This window comes from Streptomyces sp. NPDC005151, from assembly GCF_053599875.1.
The window spans coordinates 1-15,022 of sequence record NZ_JBSFYR010000131.1 but is presented as its reverse complement, the minus strand read 5'-3'; the positions used below and the strand labels follow the sequence as shown (position 1 = coordinate 15,022).

Annotated in this window: 14 protein-coding genes, 2 tRNA genes and 3 pseudogenes; 12 read left to right on the top strand and 7 right to left on the bottom strand. The window is 69.9% G+C overall.

The genetic code is table 11. The annotated features are described in order from the left end of the window. Nucleotides 1–633: 633 nt before the first annotated feature. On the bottom strand, nucleotides 634–1,560 hold the full coding sequence (locus ACWD6R_RS36850; protein ID WP_451822733.1) for an SMP-30/gluconolactonase/LRE family protein: 927 nt from the start codon (nucleotides 1,558–1,560) through the stop codon (nucleotides 634–636). 85 nt (nucleotides 1,561–1,645) lie between these two features. Here ACWD6R_RS36850 and ACWD6R_RS36845 point away from each other — a divergent pair, with 85 nt between their 5' ends. The 3 genes from ACWD6R_RS36845 (at nucleotide 1,646) to ACWD6R_RS36835 (ending at nucleotide 4,182) form a co-directional block, all read left to right on the top strand. Then, nucleotides 1,646–2,104, top strand: a complete 459-nt coding sequence (locus tag ACWD6R_RS36845) for an Lrp/AsnC family transcriptional regulator (protein WP_451822737.1) — start codon at nucleotides 1,646–1,648, stop codon at nucleotides 2,102–2,104. 154 nt (nucleotides 2,105–2,258) lie between these two features. Beyond that, nucleotides 2,259–3,188, top strand: a complete 930-nt coding sequence (locus tag ACWD6R_RS36840) for an NADP-dependent oxidoreductase (protein WP_451822732.1) — start codon at nucleotides 2,259–2,261, stop codon at nucleotides 3,186–3,188. A gap of 40 nt (nucleotides 3,189–3,228) precedes the next feature. Beyond that, on the top strand, nucleotides 3,229–4,182 hold the full coding sequence (locus ACWD6R_RS36835) for an AraC family transcriptional regulator (RefSeq protein WP_451822731.1): 954 nt from the start codon (nucleotides 3,229–3,231) through the stop codon (nucleotides 4,180–4,182). 43 nt (nucleotides 4,183–4,225) lie between these two features. On the opposite strand, the gene ACWD6R_RS36830 is transcribed toward ACWD6R_RS36835, so the two are convergent. Both ACWD6R_RS36830 and ACWD6R_RS36825 read right to left on the bottom strand, forming a co-directional pair. Continuing rightward, nucleotides 4,226–5,512 (bottom strand): cytochrome P450, encoded by a 1,287-nt coding sequence (locus ACWD6R_RS36830; RefSeq protein WP_451822730.1) that lies wholly within the window; start codon nucleotides 5,510–5,512, stop codon nucleotides 4,226–4,228. Further along, nucleotides 5,509–6,096, bottom strand: a pseudogene (locus ACWD6R_RS36825) (alpha/beta fold hydrolase); the annotation flags it as partial. The gene ACWD6R_RS36830 and the pseudogene ACWD6R_RS36825, both read right to left, overlap by 4 nt. Before the next feature lie 83 nt (nucleotides 6,097–6,179). Between ACWD6R_RS36825 and ACWD6R_RS36820 the strand changes: the two are divergent. After that, nucleotides 6,180–6,803 carry an HhH-GPD-type base excision DNA repair protein gene (locus ACWD6R_RS36820; protein ID WP_451822729.1) on the top strand — a complete coding sequence of 208 codons (624 nt, stop codon included), beginning with the start codon at nucleotides 6,180–6,182 and terminating at the stop codon, nucleotides 6,801–6,803. Nucleotides 6,804–6,807: 4 nt separating this feature from the next. Next, nucleotides 6,808–7,734 (top strand): annotated as a pseudogene (locus ACWD6R_RS36815) (M20/M25/M40 family metallo-hydrolase); the annotation flags it as partial. 248 nt (nucleotides 7,735–7,982) lie between these two features. On the opposite strand, the gene ACWD6R_RS36810 reads toward ACWD6R_RS36815, so the two are convergent. Then, a complete protein-coding gene (locus ACWD6R_RS36810; protein ID WP_451822728.1) occupies nucleotides 7,983–9,614 on the bottom strand; it encodes a helicase HerA-like domain-containing protein in 1,632 nt (543 codons plus the stop codon). Nucleotides 9,615–9,717: 103 nt separating this feature from the next. On the opposite strand from ACWD6R_RS36810, the gene ACWD6R_RS36805 reads away from it, so the two are divergent. Continuing rightward, nucleotides 9,718–10,014 carry a type II toxin-antitoxin system VapB family antitoxin gene (locus ACWD6R_RS36805; RefSeq protein WP_003955420.1) on the top strand — a complete coding sequence of 99 codons (297 nt, stop codon included), beginning with the start codon at nucleotides 9,718–9,720 and terminating at the stop codon, nucleotides 10,012–10,014. A gap of 160 nt (nucleotides 10,015–10,174) precedes the next feature. Beyond that, complete coding sequence (locus tag ACWD6R_RS36800) at nucleotides 10,175–10,774, top strand: LytR C-terminal domain-containing protein (protein WP_451822736.1); 600 nt, start codon at nucleotides 10,175–10,177, stop codon at nucleotides 10,772–10,774. Between the two features lie 111 nt (nucleotides 10,775–10,885). On the opposite strand, the gene upp is transcribed toward ACWD6R_RS36800, so the two are convergent. Next, on the bottom strand, nucleotides 10,886–11,521 hold the full coding sequence (gene upp / locus ACWD6R_RS36795) for a uracil phosphoribosyltransferase (protein WP_350988165.1): 636 nt from the start codon (nucleotides 11,519–11,521) through the stop codon (nucleotides 10,886–10,888). 104 nt (nucleotides 11,522–11,625) lie between these two features. On the opposite strand from upp, the gene ACWD6R_RS36790 reads away from it, so the two are divergent. The 4 genes from ACWD6R_RS36790 (at nucleotide 11,626) to ACWD6R_RS36775 (ending at nucleotide 13,302) form a co-directional block, all read left to right on the top strand. Further along, nucleotides 11,626–11,841 carry a hypothetical protein gene (locus ACWD6R_RS36790; protein ID WP_451822727.1) on the top strand — a complete coding sequence of 72 codons (216 nt, stop codon included), beginning with the start codon at nucleotides 11,626–11,628 and terminating at the stop codon, nucleotides 11,839–11,841. Nucleotides 11,842–12,028: 187 nt separating this feature from the next. Further along, nucleotides 12,029–12,595: a tRNA adenosine deaminase-associated protein gene (locus ACWD6R_RS36785; protein WP_451822735.1), complete on the top strand. Its 567-nt coding sequence runs from the start codon at nucleotides 12,029–12,031 to the stop codon at nucleotides 12,593–12,595. A 102-nt stretch (nucleotides 12,596–12,697) separates the two neighbouring features. Beyond that, the gene (gene tadA / locus ACWD6R_RS36780; RefSeq protein WP_451822734.1) at nucleotides 12,698–13,126 is read left to right on the top strand and encodes a tRNA adenosine(34) deaminase TadA; all 429 of its coding nucleotides are present in this window, start codon (nucleotides 12,698–12,700) and stop codon (nucleotides 13,124–13,126) included. Nucleotides 13,127–13,217: 91 nt separating this feature from the next. Next, a tRNA-Ser gene (locus ACWD6R_RS36775) sits at nucleotides 13,218–13,302 on the top strand. Nucleotides 13,303–13,356: 54 nt separating this feature from the next. Here the strand turns inward: ACWD6R_RS36775 and ACWD6R_RS36770 are convergent. Further along, a pseudogene (locus tag ACWD6R_RS36770) lies at nucleotides 13,357–13,881 on the bottom strand (tyrosine-type recombinase/integrase); the annotation flags it as partial. A 400-nt stretch (nucleotides 13,882–14,281) separates the two neighbouring features. After that, on the bottom strand, nucleotides 14,282–14,572 hold the full coding sequence (locus tag ACWD6R_RS36765; RefSeq protein ID WP_451822726.1) for a hypothetical protein: 291 nt from the start codon (nucleotides 14,570–14,572) through the stop codon (nucleotides 14,282–14,284). A gap of 178 nt (nucleotides 14,573–14,750) precedes the next feature. Between ACWD6R_RS36765 and ACWD6R_RS36760 the strand changes: the two genes are divergently transcribed. Next, nucleotides 14,751–14,861 (top strand) — tRNA-OTHER (locus tag ACWD6R_RS36760). The last annotated feature ends 161 nt before the right edge of the window (nucleotides 14,862–15,022 follow it).

The window sequence follows — 15,022 nt, the reverse complement described above, 5'->3', positions numbered from 1 at the left end:
ATCACGTTCATGGAGAACGGACTCGCTTCCCGGTCCCGGCACCCCTCTTCGGGAGAGTTGCGCCGCAGGTCACAGCCCTAACGCACTGGTGTTGACGCAGTCGTCTCGCCGCGATCACCCTGATCAGCACCAGCAGTGCGATGCTCCTCACCGCCTGCGATCCGTCCGGTTCCGCGGAGTCCACCTCGACGACCGTCACTCCGGGCGAGCACAGCCGTCCGTGCGCGCAGTCCGCGCTCCGCCCGTAGTCGGTGAGGGCGAACTGGGGCTCGTCCCCTTCCCACGGAGTGATCGCGGGAACGGGATAGCCACGGGTATCACGGGGCCTGGCCCGGACGGCCGGCGGCATCGGGACGCTGTCGACATGCACGGGCCATGCCTACCAGGCGCCCTCACCCGGGCACCAGCGGATACGGCCCCGGAAGCAGGACGCTCGACGGGGACCGCGATCCGGACCGCCCGCCCTCGTTCGGGCCCGCAGTCAGGGCCTTTCGGTGGCATGGGCCCCCGCCGGTCGGCTGCCCGGCGGTCTCGCGTACCGCCTCGACGCCCGCGACCGGGTCCAGCTCGTCATCATCGCGTACGGGACGGGCCCGGTCGGGCGGGATCGGTGAGGGAGACCCGCGGCAGGTCTCAGCGCCTGATCCGGGGCGCCCCCGTCACCGCCACGACCGCCGAGTACAGGGACATCGTGGCTGTGATGAAGAGCCGGTTGTTCTTGGGGCCGCCGAAGGCGATGTTGGAGACCGTCTCGGGAACCAGAATGCGGCCGATCAGGGTGCCGTCCGGGTCGTAGCAGTGGATGCCGTCGTCGCACGCCGCCACCCAGAGGCGGCCCTCGTCGTCGAAGCGGATGTTGTCGAAGACGCCGTTGCCGGGCCGGCACTCGGCGAAGACCTTGCCGTCGGACAGGTCGCCGCGCTCGTCGACGTCGAAGACCCGGACCTGGTTGAGCCGGGTGTCGGAGACGTACAGCTGCTGCTCGTCGGGGGAGAGGACCAGCCCGTTCGGGCCGCGTAACCCGTCAGCGGCCAGACGCACTTCGCCCGTGGCCGGGTCCACCCGGTACACGTTGCAGGAGCCGATCTCGCTCTGCGCGCGACGCCCCTCGTAGTCGCTGGTGATCCCGAAGTCGGGGTCGGAGAAGAAGACCGTGCCGTCGCTGCGGACGACCGCGTCGTTCGGGCTGTTGAGCCGCTTGCCCTCGAAACGGTCGGCGAGGACGGTGACTGAGCCGTCGTGCTCGGTGCGGGTGACGCGGCGGTTCCCCTGCTCGCAGGTGATCAGCCGGCCCTGCGGATCGAGGGTGTTGCCATTGCTGTGTCCCGCGGGCGCGCGGAAGACGCCGACGGTCCCGGTGACCTCGTCCCAGCGCAGCATCCGGTCGTTGGGGATGTCGCTCCACACGACCTGGCGCCAGGCCGGCACGTAGAGCGGGCCCTCGGCCCAGCGGCAGTCGCCGTACAGCTTCTCCAGTCGCATGTCCCCGTTGGCGCACCGCCCGCTGCGGAACCGGCCGTCCAGGACCTCATAGATCCCGTTCACCACGTCACCGGACATGATTCCCCCTCACTCCCCTGAGACCGAATGCCATTCAACGTATCACCGTACGAACCAGACGGAATATGGTGTGCACATGAAGAACGTGGATGACATCGACCGTGAGCTGCTGACGCTGCTCCAGCAGGACGCCACCCGGTCCTACGCGGCTCTGGGCCGGGCCGTGGGCCTGTCGGCGGGCGCCGCCCACGAACGCGTACGCAAGCTGCGCGAGCGCGGCGTCATCCGCCGCACCACCGTCGATGTCGACCCGGCGGCCGTGGGGTGCGGGGTGCTCGCCTTCGTGATGGTCGAATCGGCGGCCTGGATGGGCGAGTCGGCCGAGGCGTTCGCGGCCCTCCCCGAGATCCAGGAGGCACATGTCATCGCGGGCAGCGCGTCCGTCCTGGTCAAGGTGCGCACGGCGACGACCGAGCAGCTTCAGGACGTGCTGCGGCGGCTGTACGCGATCGAGGGCGTCAGCGGCACCCAGGCCACGGTGGTCCTGGAGACGTTCTTCGAGCGGCCGGTCACGGCAGCCGGGGCCACCCCTGTCACACCCTGACCCCGGGACGGGACATCCCTGTGACGGGCGGATCCCCCGCGTACACGCAAGCAAGACGAATGGACATGCGGGCGAGACGGAAGGCCATTCCGCGTCTCGTCCGCGCTTCCTACGGTTGGATCCATCAACCGGCAGAAAATCAGGGAGCGTTGCCATGCGTGCTGTCGTGCAGAACTCGTTCGGTGGTCCCGAGGTGCTGGAGGTCGTGGAGGCCGAGCGGCCGAAGCCGCTCGGGGGCGAGGTGCTGGTCCGGGTCCGCGCCAGCGCGGTCAACCCGGTGGACGTGGCCGTCAGGGCGGGCGCGTTCCCGCTCCTGGGCGAGCCACCGTTCATCCTCGGCTGGGACATCTCCGGCACGGTCGTGGAGACCGGGCCCGGCGCCAGGTACCGGGTCGGCGACGAGGTCTACGGGATGCCGTTCTTCCCCCGCGCCGCGAGCGGCTACGCGGAGTACGTCGCCGCGCCTTCCCGGCAGCTCGCCCGTAAGCCGTCGTCCGTCGACCACGTCCATGCCGCGGCTCTGCCTCTCGCGGCGCTCACCGCGTGGCAGGGCCTGGTCGACCTGGCACAGGTATCGGCGGGGCAGCGGGTCCTGATCCACCGCGCCGCCGGTGGGGTCGGCCACTTCGCCGTACAGATCGCGAAGGCGCGCGGCGCGTATGTGATCGCGCTGGCGAGCTCCCCCAAGCACGAGTTCGTCACCGGCCTCGGGGCCGACGAGGTGATCGACTACCGGACCACCGATTTCACCGAGGCGGTCCGGGACGTCGACATCGTCTTCGACTCCACCGCCCAGGGCGACCGTTCGCTCGCCGTGCTGCGGCCGGGCGGCGCCCTCATCAGCATCCTGGAACACCGCAGCAGGGAGCTCGCCGCCCGGGTCGAGGAGGCGGGGCTGCGCTTCATCGGTGTCTCGGTCGAGCCGGACTACGCGGCGCTCGAAGCGATCGCGGCACTCGTCGACGCCGGGAGGATCGTGCCGCACGTCGCCGAGACGTTCCCGCTGGAAGAGGCCGGCAAGGCCCACGAGCTGGTCGCGTCCGGCCGTACGCAGGGAAAGGTTGTCCTGACGGTGGCGGACTGACACCGTTGGGTCCACGGAAGCCGGAGGGGGAGCAGGGCACATGGACATCCTCACCGAGGCGTTGGCGTCGATGCGGACCGGACGCCCGACGTCCATCCGTACCGACGGCCGCGCCCCCTGGGGCCTTCGGCTGCCGTCCGTGGCAGGCGCGGGGTTCCATGTGGTGCTGCACGGCACCTGCTGGCTGGTCCCGCTGGAGCAGACAGGACCGCACTTGGAGCCGGTCGCACTCGGCCCCGGTGACGTGGTCTTCCTCCGGGACGGCCGCGGCCACATCCTGGCCGACCACCCCTCCACACCGGCGGCGGAGGCCCGGCCGGACCAGTTCCGGAACGGTCCTCCGATCGGCTCGGTCCAGCTCGGCGGCGACGGCCCGCGGACCTCGCTGCTCTGCGGCAACTACCACCTGGACCAGGGGCGGCCGCACGCCCTGGTGCGGCAGCTCCCCGCGATGATCCATCTGCCCGCCCGGCACGGACGTCATCCCGAACTCGCCGCTGCCGTGCAGCTGCTCCGCTCGGAACTCGACCACCCTCAGATCGGTTCGGACGGCATCGTGCCCGCCCTGGTCGACTCCTTGCTGCTGTACATCCTGCGGGCCTGGCTGCAGGACCAGCCGGCCACCGCCGCCGAGGGCTGGGCCGCCGCGCTCAGCGACCCGGCGGTGGCCCCGGCGCTGGCAGCCATGCACGACGATCCTTCGGCGCAGTGGACCGTCGAGTCGCTCGCCGTGCGAGCCGGGCTGTCCCGCGCGGCGTTCGCCCGGCGGTTCGCCACGCTGGTCGGCGAACCGCCGCTGTCGTATCTGAAGCACTGGCGGATGACCCGCGCGGCGAAGCTGCTGAGGGAGGCGGACGTCCCGCTGAGCACGGTCGCCGCGCAGGCGGGGTACGGCTCCGAGTTCGCCTTCGGAAAGGCGTTCAAGCGCGAGTACGGTCTGGCGCCCGGGAACTACCGCCGCCGGGCCCGAGCGGCGACGGCGGCGACCGCCTGACCCGACGGCGTCCCCGGACGTGCGCCGTCAGGACCGGCGGCCGTCAGACGTCGGCCAGCCGCACCGGCAGCGACTTCAGGCCGTTGATGAAGTTCGACACCAGGCGGCGCGGTGGGGCCGCGAGGTGGAGTGGGGCAGGCAGGGTGCGGCAGGCCTCGTCGTACAGGGCGCGTAACTGGAGGCGGGCGAAGTGGGCGCCCAGGCAGACGTGGGGGCCGTCGCCGAAGGAGATGTGGGGGTTGGGGGTGCGCGAGAGGTCCAGGGCGTACGGGTCTGGGAAGACGCGTTCGTCGTGATTGGCGGAGGCGTGGAAGACGACCACCTTGTCGCCGGTGCGGATGCGCGTGCCTGCCAGGTCCGTGTCCCGGGTGGCGGTCCGGCGGAAGGTCAGGACCGGGGGATGGCGGCGGAGCAGTTCGTCGATGGCGGTGGTCAGCTCCACCTCGCCGTTGCGCAGGCGGCGGTAGGCGTCAGGGTTCCCCGCCAGAAGGTGCAGGCCGCCGGGGGCTGCGCTGCGTACCGTGTCGTTTCCTGCCACCACGAGCAGGAAGACGAACATCTCCAACTCCGGCTCGGCGAGTTCGGGGTCCGTGGCCAGGGCCGTCATCACGTCGTCGCCGGGGTGTCGGCGCTTGTGTGCCGCCAGTGCGTGCGCGTAGTCGAACATGTCGCGCAGAGATGCCGGGGATCGCGGGTTGACCGGCTTGCCGTCCGGGCCCAGTACCGGTGTTCCGGCTTCGTCGGGGTCCTGGTAGCCGATGACACGCCGGGTCCAGTGCAGGAGGAGTCCGCGGTCGCTGTCCGGCACGCCCAGCAGGTCGGTGAGATTGAGCAGGGCGTAGTCGTCGGTGACGTGTGCGACGAGGTCGCAGGTGCCGTCGGTGGCCCGCGCCCGGGCGACCGCCCGGGTGAGCAGGGAACGAGCACGTTCACGGACGACTGTCTCGAAGCGATCCACGCGCTTCGGCGTGAAAGCGCGGCTGACGAGCACGCGCAGTCGCCGGTGGTGCGGTGGGTCCTGGTTGAGCATCATGCGGCGGATGAACGGCAGGTCGGCCGGGTCCGGGTCACGGATCTGAGTGGCGCCCAGGTACGAGGAGTACGTCAAGGAGTCCTTCAGCACGCGGACGGCGTCCCGGTACCGGGTGACCGCCCAGAAGCCGGGGCCCGCCGGCCATCCGAGTACCTCCGGCTCCTCCTGCCACGCCACGGGGTGGTCATCGCGCAGGTGGCGGTAGCGGTCGTGGGGGATGCCCTGCGCGTACTGCCTCGGGTCGAAGACGTCCGGTACGGGCGTCTGCTCCGGCGCTTCGGGGACGGGCCCGCTCATGCCTTCGCCCCGGCGTCCTCCGTATCGGCCCGCAGGAAGTCCTCCACCACGCGGATCAGGTCGAGCGGGGCCTCGTCCATTGCGTAGTGGCCGCACGAGGGCAGCTCCACCAGTTCGGTCCGGGTGAACCAGCGCATCCAGGTGGCGCGCTGCAACTCGGCCGACAGTGCCGGGTCCAGCGCGCCCACGACCGCCAGGGCCGGCACGGGCGAACCGTCGATCCGGTCGTGGAAGTCCTCCCCCGCCCAGGAATCCAGCCACGCGCGGAACGCCTTGGCATCGCTGCGTTCGAGCGAGCGACGCACCATGCGGTCCAGCCAGCCCGCGGGGCGGCGGCCTCCGGTGGTGATGTCGAGGATGGTCCGACGGTTCTGGGGGGTGTGCGCCGCCGCGGAGAAGAGTTCCCACTGATCGGGCAGGAGCGGCAGGCCGGACGCAGGGACGGGCGACACCCCGACGATTCGGCGCACCCGCTGCGGAGCGATGGCCAGCGTCCGCTGAGCGACGGAGCCGCCCATCGAAACGGTTCCGGTCACGGCTGGCCGTTGTATGCGACCGTGCGGGTCAAGGGTGAGCCGACCGCGGTCGCCTACACCGACCCCAAGACGTACTCCATCGGCGGCTCCTGGACTCGCCGTCCTCCGTCACTGTCGCGATGATCAGAGGCATGACACAGAACAAACCGAACGGCAAGGGCAAGCCGATCGCCCTGCAGATCGCTCAGCAGCCGGAGGCGGACGAGCTGCTCGGCCGCAGTCCGCTCGCCGCCATGGTCGGCATGCTGCTCGACCAGCAGGTTCCTATGGAGTGGGCATTCTCCGGCCCGCACACCCTGGCGCAGCGGATGGGCTCCGACGATCTGGACGCCCATGAGATCGCCGTCTATGACCCGGAGGCGTTCACCGAACTCTTCACCGCGAAACCCGCTCTGCACCGCTATCCCGGCTCCATGGCCAAACGGGTGCAGCAACTGTGCCAATTCCTGGTCTCGGAGTACGACGGAGACGCGAGTGCCGTCTGGAGCGATGCCGGGACCGGTGCCGAACTGCTGAAACGGCTCAAGGCGCTGCCGGGGTTCGGCGTCCAGAAGGCGCAGATCTTCCTCGCGCTGCTGGGCAAGCAGCTGGATGTCCGGCCGACCGGCTGGCGCGCCGCGGCGGGTCCGTACGGGGAGGCGGGCTCGCACCGGTCGGTCGCCGACATCACCGGCCCCGACTCGCTCGCCCTCGTCCGCGCGCACAAGCAGGAAGCGAAGGCGGCCGCGAAGGCTGCCGCGGCGAAGACGAGATGAAGGAGGCACCCTCGGCGACGTCGCGTCCGGGCGGATCCCCACCGGCGGAGTCACCCAGGGCGACGGTGAGCGGCTCGTCGCCGACCTGGCCAAGGGGGGCGAGGTGACGGTCTCCTTCGAGATCCGGGAGTTCCAGGAGCCGCGCACCACGCGCAATGTGATCGCCGAGACCCGTGGCGGGAACGCCGCGAGAACCGTCATGCTCGGCGCGCACCTGGACTCGGTCACCGCCGGCCCCGGAATCAACGACAACGGCTCCGGCTCGGCCGGTCTCCTCGAAGTCGCCCTGGAGCTCGCCAAGACCCACCGCACCCCGGCCAACAAGGTGCGTTTCGCCTGGTGGTCGGCGGAGGAGAACGGGCTCAAGGGATCGGAGACGTACGTCGCGAAGCTCGACCCGGCCCAGCAGAAGCAGATCGCGCTCTACCTCAACTTCGACATGATCGCCTCGCCGAACGGCGCCCAGTTCGTCTTCGACGGTGACGACTCGGACGGGGTCGGCTCGGGCCCCGGCCCCGAGGGCTCCGCCCAACTGGAGCGCGACATAGCGGACTTCCTCGACCAGACGGGCACGCCGCACGAGGGCACGGACTTCACCGGTCGCTCCGACTACGGACCGTTCATCGACGTCGGCATCCCCGCGGGTGGTACGGACACCGGCGCCGAGGTCATCAAGTCGCCCGCCCAGGCGAAGAAGTTCGGCGGTGAGGCGGGGATCGCGTTCGACCCCTGCTACCACTCCGCGTGCGACACACTGGCCAACATCGACATGGCGTTCTTCGACGCCAATATCGATGTGATCGCGAACGCGGTCGGCACGTACGCGTACGACCTGCGCTCCCTGACCCGCCCGGTCCCGCCCGCCGCCACCGAGGGACAGGCCGGCAGCGGCGGCGGTCTGCGCGAAGGCCACTCCGACGCCACCGCCTAATGCCGTGACCGGCAGTGTCTGCCCCATGAGGAGCGTCGTCCGGTGCGTGCGATCGCAAGGCGGCCGGACGTCCCCCAGTGGGGTCTCCCCTGCTCGAACGAAGTTGAGAGCTTGGGGAAGGAGCTGCCAGGGCTTGTGGCCAACGCGGCGAGCGGGCGTGCCGGACGGTGCGACGGGGCAAAGCTTGCCGGGAGGGGCACTGGCGTCCGGGGGGCGGGGACCCGACTGCGGTGCCCGCCCCCTCCCCCTCACCGCCCGCGGCGTGCCGTACCGAACAGTGATCGCGAGATCTCCCGCCCGAGCTGCGTCCCCACCGACCGCGCCAGCGACCGGAACACCCCGCTTCCCACCACCTGCTCCACCAGCGACTCGTCGTCCTTCGCCGCCTTCGGCTGCTTCCCGGCCTTCCCGCCCTTCGCCGCCGTATCCACCGCCGCCGCCTCCGCGGCGGCCCGCTGCTCGGCCTCGTGCTCGGCGGTGAGCTTCTCGTACGCCGACTCCCGGTCCACCGCGTGTGCGTAACGCCCGTACAGCGAGGACCCCTTCACCGCCGCGTCCAGCTCCGCCGCGGGGAACGGCCCCATCCGCGACTGCGGCGCCCGCAGCCGGGTCGCGGCGACCGGTGTCGGCGCGCCCTTCTCGCTCAGTACGGTGATCACCGCCTCGCCGGTGCCCAGCCGAGTCAGCAACTCCTCCAGGTCGTACGGCGAGTTCGGGAACGTCTTCACCGTCGCCCGCAGAGCCTTCGCATCGTCCGGCGTGAACGCGCGCAGCGCGTGCTGCACCCGGTTGCCGAGCTGCCCGAGCACATCCCCCGGTACGTCACGCGGCGTCTGCGTGACAAAGAAGACGCCCACACCCTTGGAGCGGATCAGCCGCACGGTCTGCGTGATCGAGTCCAGGAACGCCTTCGACGCCCCGTTGAAGAGCAGATGAGCCTCGTCGAAGAAGAACACCAGCTTGGGCCGGTCGAGGTCGCCGACCTCCGGCAGATCGTGGAAGAGATCGGCGAGCAGCCACATCAGAAACGTCGAGAAGAGCTGCGGCTTGTCCTGAACGGCCGCCAGTTCCAGTACGGAGACCAGCCCCTGCCCGTCCGGCGCCGACCGCAGGAATTCCGCCGTGTCGATCTCCGGCTCGCCGAAGAAGTCGCCCGCGCCCTGCTGCTCGAAGGCGGTGAGCGACCGCAGGATTACCCCGGCCGTGGCCGTGGACAGCCCACCGATCCCCTTCAGTTCGGACTTGCCGGTGTCCGAGACGAGAAACGCGACGACGGCCCGCAGGTCCTTCAGATCCACCAGATCCAGGCCCTTGGCGTCCGCGTAGTGGAAGATCAGGCCGAGCGACTGCTCCTGTGTCCGGTTGAGCTGCAGCACCTTGGAGAGCAGGACCGGACCGAAGCTGGTGACCGTCGCCCGCAGCGGAATGCCGGGGCCGATGCCGCCGAGCGCGTAGAACTCGCAGGGGAATCCCCTGGCCTCCCACTGCTGCCCGACCTGCCCGGCGCGTTCGGTGACCTTGTCACCCGGTGTGCCGGACGCGGCGATGCCGGAGACATCGCCCTTGATGTCGGCGAGAAAGACGGGAACGCCGTTCGCCGACAGCTGTTCGGCGATCAGCTGCAGGGTCTTGGTCTTGCCGGTGCCGGTGGCGCCCGCGACGAGTCCGTGACGGTTGAGCATCCCCAGCGGGATCCGGATCTGCGCGCCGGGCAGGCATGCACCGTCCCAGAGCAGCGCACCCAGATCGAGCGCGGCCGCGCCGACGGCGTACCCGTCGGCGATCTCCCGGGCCTGCTGCGGCAGTACGCCGACACCCTCGCCGGCGCCTGCTCCCGTGCCCGCTTCGGTACCCCCGCCCGTGCTGTCGCTGTCACTCATCGCGGCCCCTATTCCGAAATGCCTGCATTCATGACGTTTTGGTCAGCATCGCAGTACCGCTCCATGGCTGCGCCCGGAGGCTCTTGACCGGTAGGCTTTCCGTGTGATCTTCAAGCGCATCGGAAATGGGCGGCCATATCCCGACCACGGCCGGGAAAGCACCCGGCAGTGGGCGGATGTCGCGCCGCGCCCGGTCCGCCTCGACCAGCTGGTGACGACCAAGGGTCAGCTGGACCTCGAAACCCTCCTCGCCGAGGACTCGACGTTCTACGGCGACCTGTTCGCCCACGTCGTCAAGTGGCAGGGCGACCTCTATCTGGAGGACGGGCTGCACCGCGCGGTCCGCGCGGCGCTCCAGCAGCGCCAGGTGCTGCACGCCCGCGTCCTCGAACTCGGCTGACAGTCCAGCGTCTCGGTGAGCCGACGGTCCGCGCACTTCGCCGCGCCGGGTGCTTTCGGGTGCATTCACACCCGGACGGGTGCACGCCGTTGATCATTTAGTACGCATCTTCACCGGGTCGCACTACGCTGCGCCCATGAGCATGCTCACTCCCCCCGGCATGGGCGGAAAGTACCGCATCACGGGCGACAAGTACCCGCGCATGCGCCGCCCCCGGCACCGCCGCACACTGGTCCTCGCGTCCATTGCCTCCGTGGTGGCCCTAGGGCTGGCCGGTTGGGGCACGCTGCAGCTCATCGACGTCTTCACGGGCGGCGACAAGCAGGCCAGCGCCGCGGACCGCAGGGCCGACTGCCCCACTCCCAAGCCGTCCACGCCCGCCAGGGCACTGCCGGCACCGGCGAAGATCACCGTCAATGTCTACAACGCGACGCCGCGCGGCGGACTGGCGAAGGCCGCCGCCGACGAGCTGAAGAAGCGCGGCTTCCGCATCGGCAAGGTGGGCAATGCCTCGGCCGCGTACGACAAGAAGGTCCCCGGGCCCGGGGTACTGCTGGGGGCGCCGACGGCCACGAACGGCACGTTCCCGGTCCTCGGTACGCAGCTGACGGGCGCCACGCCGAAGACCGACGCGCGCAGGACGGCGGACGTCGATCTGATCCTCGGTACGGCGTTCAAGAAGCTGAACACACCGAAGGAAGCAGCCGCGGCCCTCGCCGCCCTCAACAAGCCGGCCCCGGCGCCCTCCTCCTGCCGCTGACGGCCAGGGGAGGCCGTAAGAGCTGTCCCGTCGTCACACCGCGCAGCAGAGGCCGGTTCGACGACAGGACCTCGGGGTGCACGGGCCGAAAGCCCTGGTCGGAACCGGGACTCAGCCGACGGTTCCGTACATCCGGTCGCCCGCGTCGCCGAGCCCCGGCACGATGTAGCCGTTCTCGTTCAGCCGCTCGTCGACCGAGGCGGTGACCACGGTCACCGGCGTACCCGCCAGCTCGCGCTCCATCACCTCGACGCCCTCGGGCGCCGCGAGCAGCACGACGGCGGTGACATCGTCCGCACCGCGCTTGATCAGCTCCTGAATCGCCGCGACCAGCGTGCCGCCGGTGGCCAGCATCGGGTCCAGGACGTAGACCTGTCGGCCCGAGAGGTCCTCCGGCATGCGCGTCGCGTACGTGGACGCCTGGAGCGTCTCCTCGTCGCGGATCATGCCCAGGAAGCCCACCTCGGCGGTCGGCAGCAGCCGCACCATGCCGTCGAGCATGCCGAGACCGGCTCGCAGGATCGGCACGACCAGGGGCCGCGGGTGCGACAGCTTGACCCCGGTCGTCGGTGTGACCGGGGTCTCGATGTCGACCTGCTCGGTGCGCACGTCCCGGGTGGCCTCGTACGCGAGCAGGGTGACCAGCTCGTCGGCGAGCCGCCGGAAGGTCGGGGAGTCGGTGCGCTTGTCGCGCAGGGTGGTGAGTTTGTGCGCGACCAGCGGGTGGTCGACGACGTGGATCCGCATGGGTTCAACAGTAACCGGGCTCCCCCGCACCTGTGCGCTGGCATCAACCGCACGTTCGGAGGGAAGGTGGGGGCATACGGACCCAGGCTTGGGGTGATGTGCGGATGGCGGACGGGGAGCAGCAGAAGCGGGACCAGCGGGCCCCGCGGGACACGCAGGACGCGCCGGAGACCGCGACCGAAGCGGAGCGCCGCAGGCGGCGCGCCCACTTCCTCCGCGAGCTTCATGAGGCGAAGGCGCTGCGCGACCGGGTCCAGCCGCGCCGCGCCCGGGCCGCCCGAATGCGCCAAGCCATGCGGATGCGGGCCTTCCGCTGGTAGCGCTCCGAGCAGCCGGACGGCCCCTTCGGAGCAGTGTCCGCGACAACTGATCCACGACGCAACGGTCGAACTACTCTCGCGAACGATAGGTTTCTGCCACGATTCCGATGGGCGGGACGCAGGACAGCCGGATCACCGGATGCCCTCCCGCCGGACCGACACCCCTATGACCAGTGGGAGAGTCACGGTGTACTTCGCCGCACTGCTCGCGCGCACCGAAGACGGGTGGGAAGCGAGCGACACGGAGCTCGACGATGTGGAGACCCTGTCCGATCTGACGGATCTGGCCCGTGAGGCCTCGGTGGACGAGGACACGGTGCTCGTCTTCATCGAACAGGAGGACGCCTGGTTCGGCGTCATCCGGGTGGACGGTGAGGAGGACCCCCGTATCTACATCTCGGACGCGTCCGCCGCCGCCCGCTCCTCCTACGGGGAGATCCTGCTCACCGATGAACTGCTCGGCCGCGAACCCGAGGCCGAGGACTCGATTGCCGCCCTCGAAGAGCTCGTCGGCCTCGACGGTACGGAGGACGGCGAGCCGGATCACGCCACCGACAATCAGACCGACCACGACGACAACGACGACGACGACGGGCCCGACGCCGACGCCGTACCGACGGGTCCGCTCGGAGACACCGGGATCCTGTCCGATCTCGGACTTCCCGAGAAGGAGCTGCTGATGCTGCGCACGGACGCCCTGGTGGAGATCGCGGACGCGCTGGGCGCGGCCGAGGTCCTGGAGACCGTCCGTTAGGGTCCGCGGGTGACCGCACCACCGGGCCCGCACCGGCCGCACGGACCGCAAGAACCCCACGACCCGACGAACGATCCCGTACGGGACCCATGGCGGGCGGCCATGCGCCGCGCCCTGGACGAGGCCGCACACGCGGCGCAGACCGGCGATGTGCCGGTCGGCGCCGTCGTCCTCGGCCCGGACGGCACCCTGCTCGCCACGGGACACAACGAACGCGAGGCGACCGGCGACCCGACCGCGCACGCCGAGATCCTTGCCGTCCGCCGGGCCGCCGAGGCGCTCGGCGCATGGCGGCTGACCGGCTGCACGCTGGTGGTCACCCTGGAGCCGTGCACCATGTGCGCGGGCGCACTCGTGCAGTCCCGGGTGGCCCGGGTCGTCTACGGGGCACGGGACGAGAAGGCGGGCGCGGCCGGTTCGCTCTGGGACCTCGTACGGGACCGGCGGCTCAACCACCGCCCCGAAGTGATCCACGGAGTTCTGGAGGACGCCTGTTCCGCCCAGTTGACGGCCTTTTTCCGCGACCGCTGACCCGGCGGCGCGCCCAGCCTCCGATCCGGCTTCCGCACACGCGGGAGAATCGGATTTCAACCCACGGCCTGGATGGTCTAAGCTCTCTCTCGGTAGCGTGTCCGAGCGGCCGAAGGAGCTCGCCTCGAAAGCGAGTGTGGGGAAACTCACCGAGGGTTCAAATCCCTCCGCTACCGCAGGTAGATGAAGGGACCGACCCGTTTGGGTCGGTCCCTTCACTGCGTTCCGTCTCAGTTGGCCGGCAGGAGGGCCCCGGCGGCGCCGTCGTCATCGTCGCGGCGGGCGGTCTCGCTCTGCCAGATCAGCCCGTCAACCCGTTCCGCGACGTTGGTCCGAACGGTGTCGACCATGTGCTGATAGCGGGCAGCCATTGCGGTGGTCGACCAGCCCATGAGGCCCATGACCGCCCGCTCCGATACCCCGAGAATCAGCAGCACTGTGGCGGCAGTGTGGCGGGCGTCGTGCAGTCGGCCGTCCCGGACCTTGGCCGCTTGCAATAGTTCCTTCCAGTCGTCGTAGTCCGTACGGGGTGAGGTGCCCCGGCCGGTCTCGGTGGCAAAAAGCCATCCCTCTTCCGTCCAGCGGTCCCCGGCTGTGGCCCTCTCGGCATCCGGCCGCTTCCGACGGATACGGAGGAGGTCCACGAGCTGTTGCGGAAGCCCAACCGCCCGGCGGCCGGCGCGCGATTTGGTGTCGGCCGTCTCCGGGTTGGTGCGCTGCCTCTGCGGGCAGTACCCGGCCTTACGGCCGCAGGTCCTCTCCGGCAGGTGAGCACGGTGGCATCGCTGAGCGGCTTACGTGGCACGAACGCGGCCGTCTGCCGCCATAGCCGTTGTGCTGTCGAGACAGGCTGGCTGCGGAGGGGGTGGCGTCCGGGCTGGGCGAGGTCGCCGGGCAGAAAAGGCCGGCGGGAGCCGAGCGCCGTACCGCCACCGTCACGGATGCGGCAGCGTGAGCGGACCTGCCACCGAGAGATCGGCTGGGTGGGGAGCTGGCTGCTGCCGCGCTGTGGCTAAGCCCGTCGTGGGCGCTCCGCTAGGTGCACCGCCGTGGGAGCTGCAGGATCACTGATGCTAGAGCAACTCCAGCCCAAAGCCACTCCACCGACCTCAGCGCGTGCCATCTGGACGGGTCCGCGGACACTCACGATCAGGCCTAACGGTCCGGGAAGCTACCCACGCCGCGCAGGACAGTTCCGATCAAGAAGAGAACTGCCCCCACTACGAGCAGCTTCAGCGAGACACCTTCCGACAACGTGAAGAGGAAGAACACGCAGAAGCAGAAGAAGCCGCACCCCGAAAAGATGTGGCCGAGCCCGTGGGCCACAGGGCGCAGGACCCGGCCTCGCTCCCATGGGTGGATCCAGCCGGTGGCGAGCCCCGCCACGCCACATCCCACCATGCCCAGAGCGAAGGCCATGAACGCCAGTAGAACCACGTAGCCCATCGCGCCTCCCGGCGGGCATCGTGGCACACGAACGTCCCCTCTGGTGGCCTCATCACCTATGAGACTTGCGTAGTGAAGCGGGGCCGTCTGCGGGCCCGTCTCAGTTTCCGTCTCGTTCACCGCCGTACGTCACCGTTCGTCTCGGTACCAGTGCCTACTACTCCAGAGCTTCGCGGACGATGGTGTACGGCCATGAATGGTGACGCATCGCGCCCTGACCAGCAGGAACAGACCTCAAAAGCGAGTGTGGGGAAACTCACCGAGGGTTCAAATCCCTCCGCTACCGCCATAAGAAACCGCCTCTGACCTGCGCAAACAGGTCAGAGGCGGTTTTTTGTTCCTCTCACGTCCACATGGGGGCGTCGCGAATTTATGGGTTGCTTCCGGGGATTGGGTTCGTTGATGTGGTATGGGTCGTTTCGATGAGTTGATCAGTCCGTTGCGGGCGAA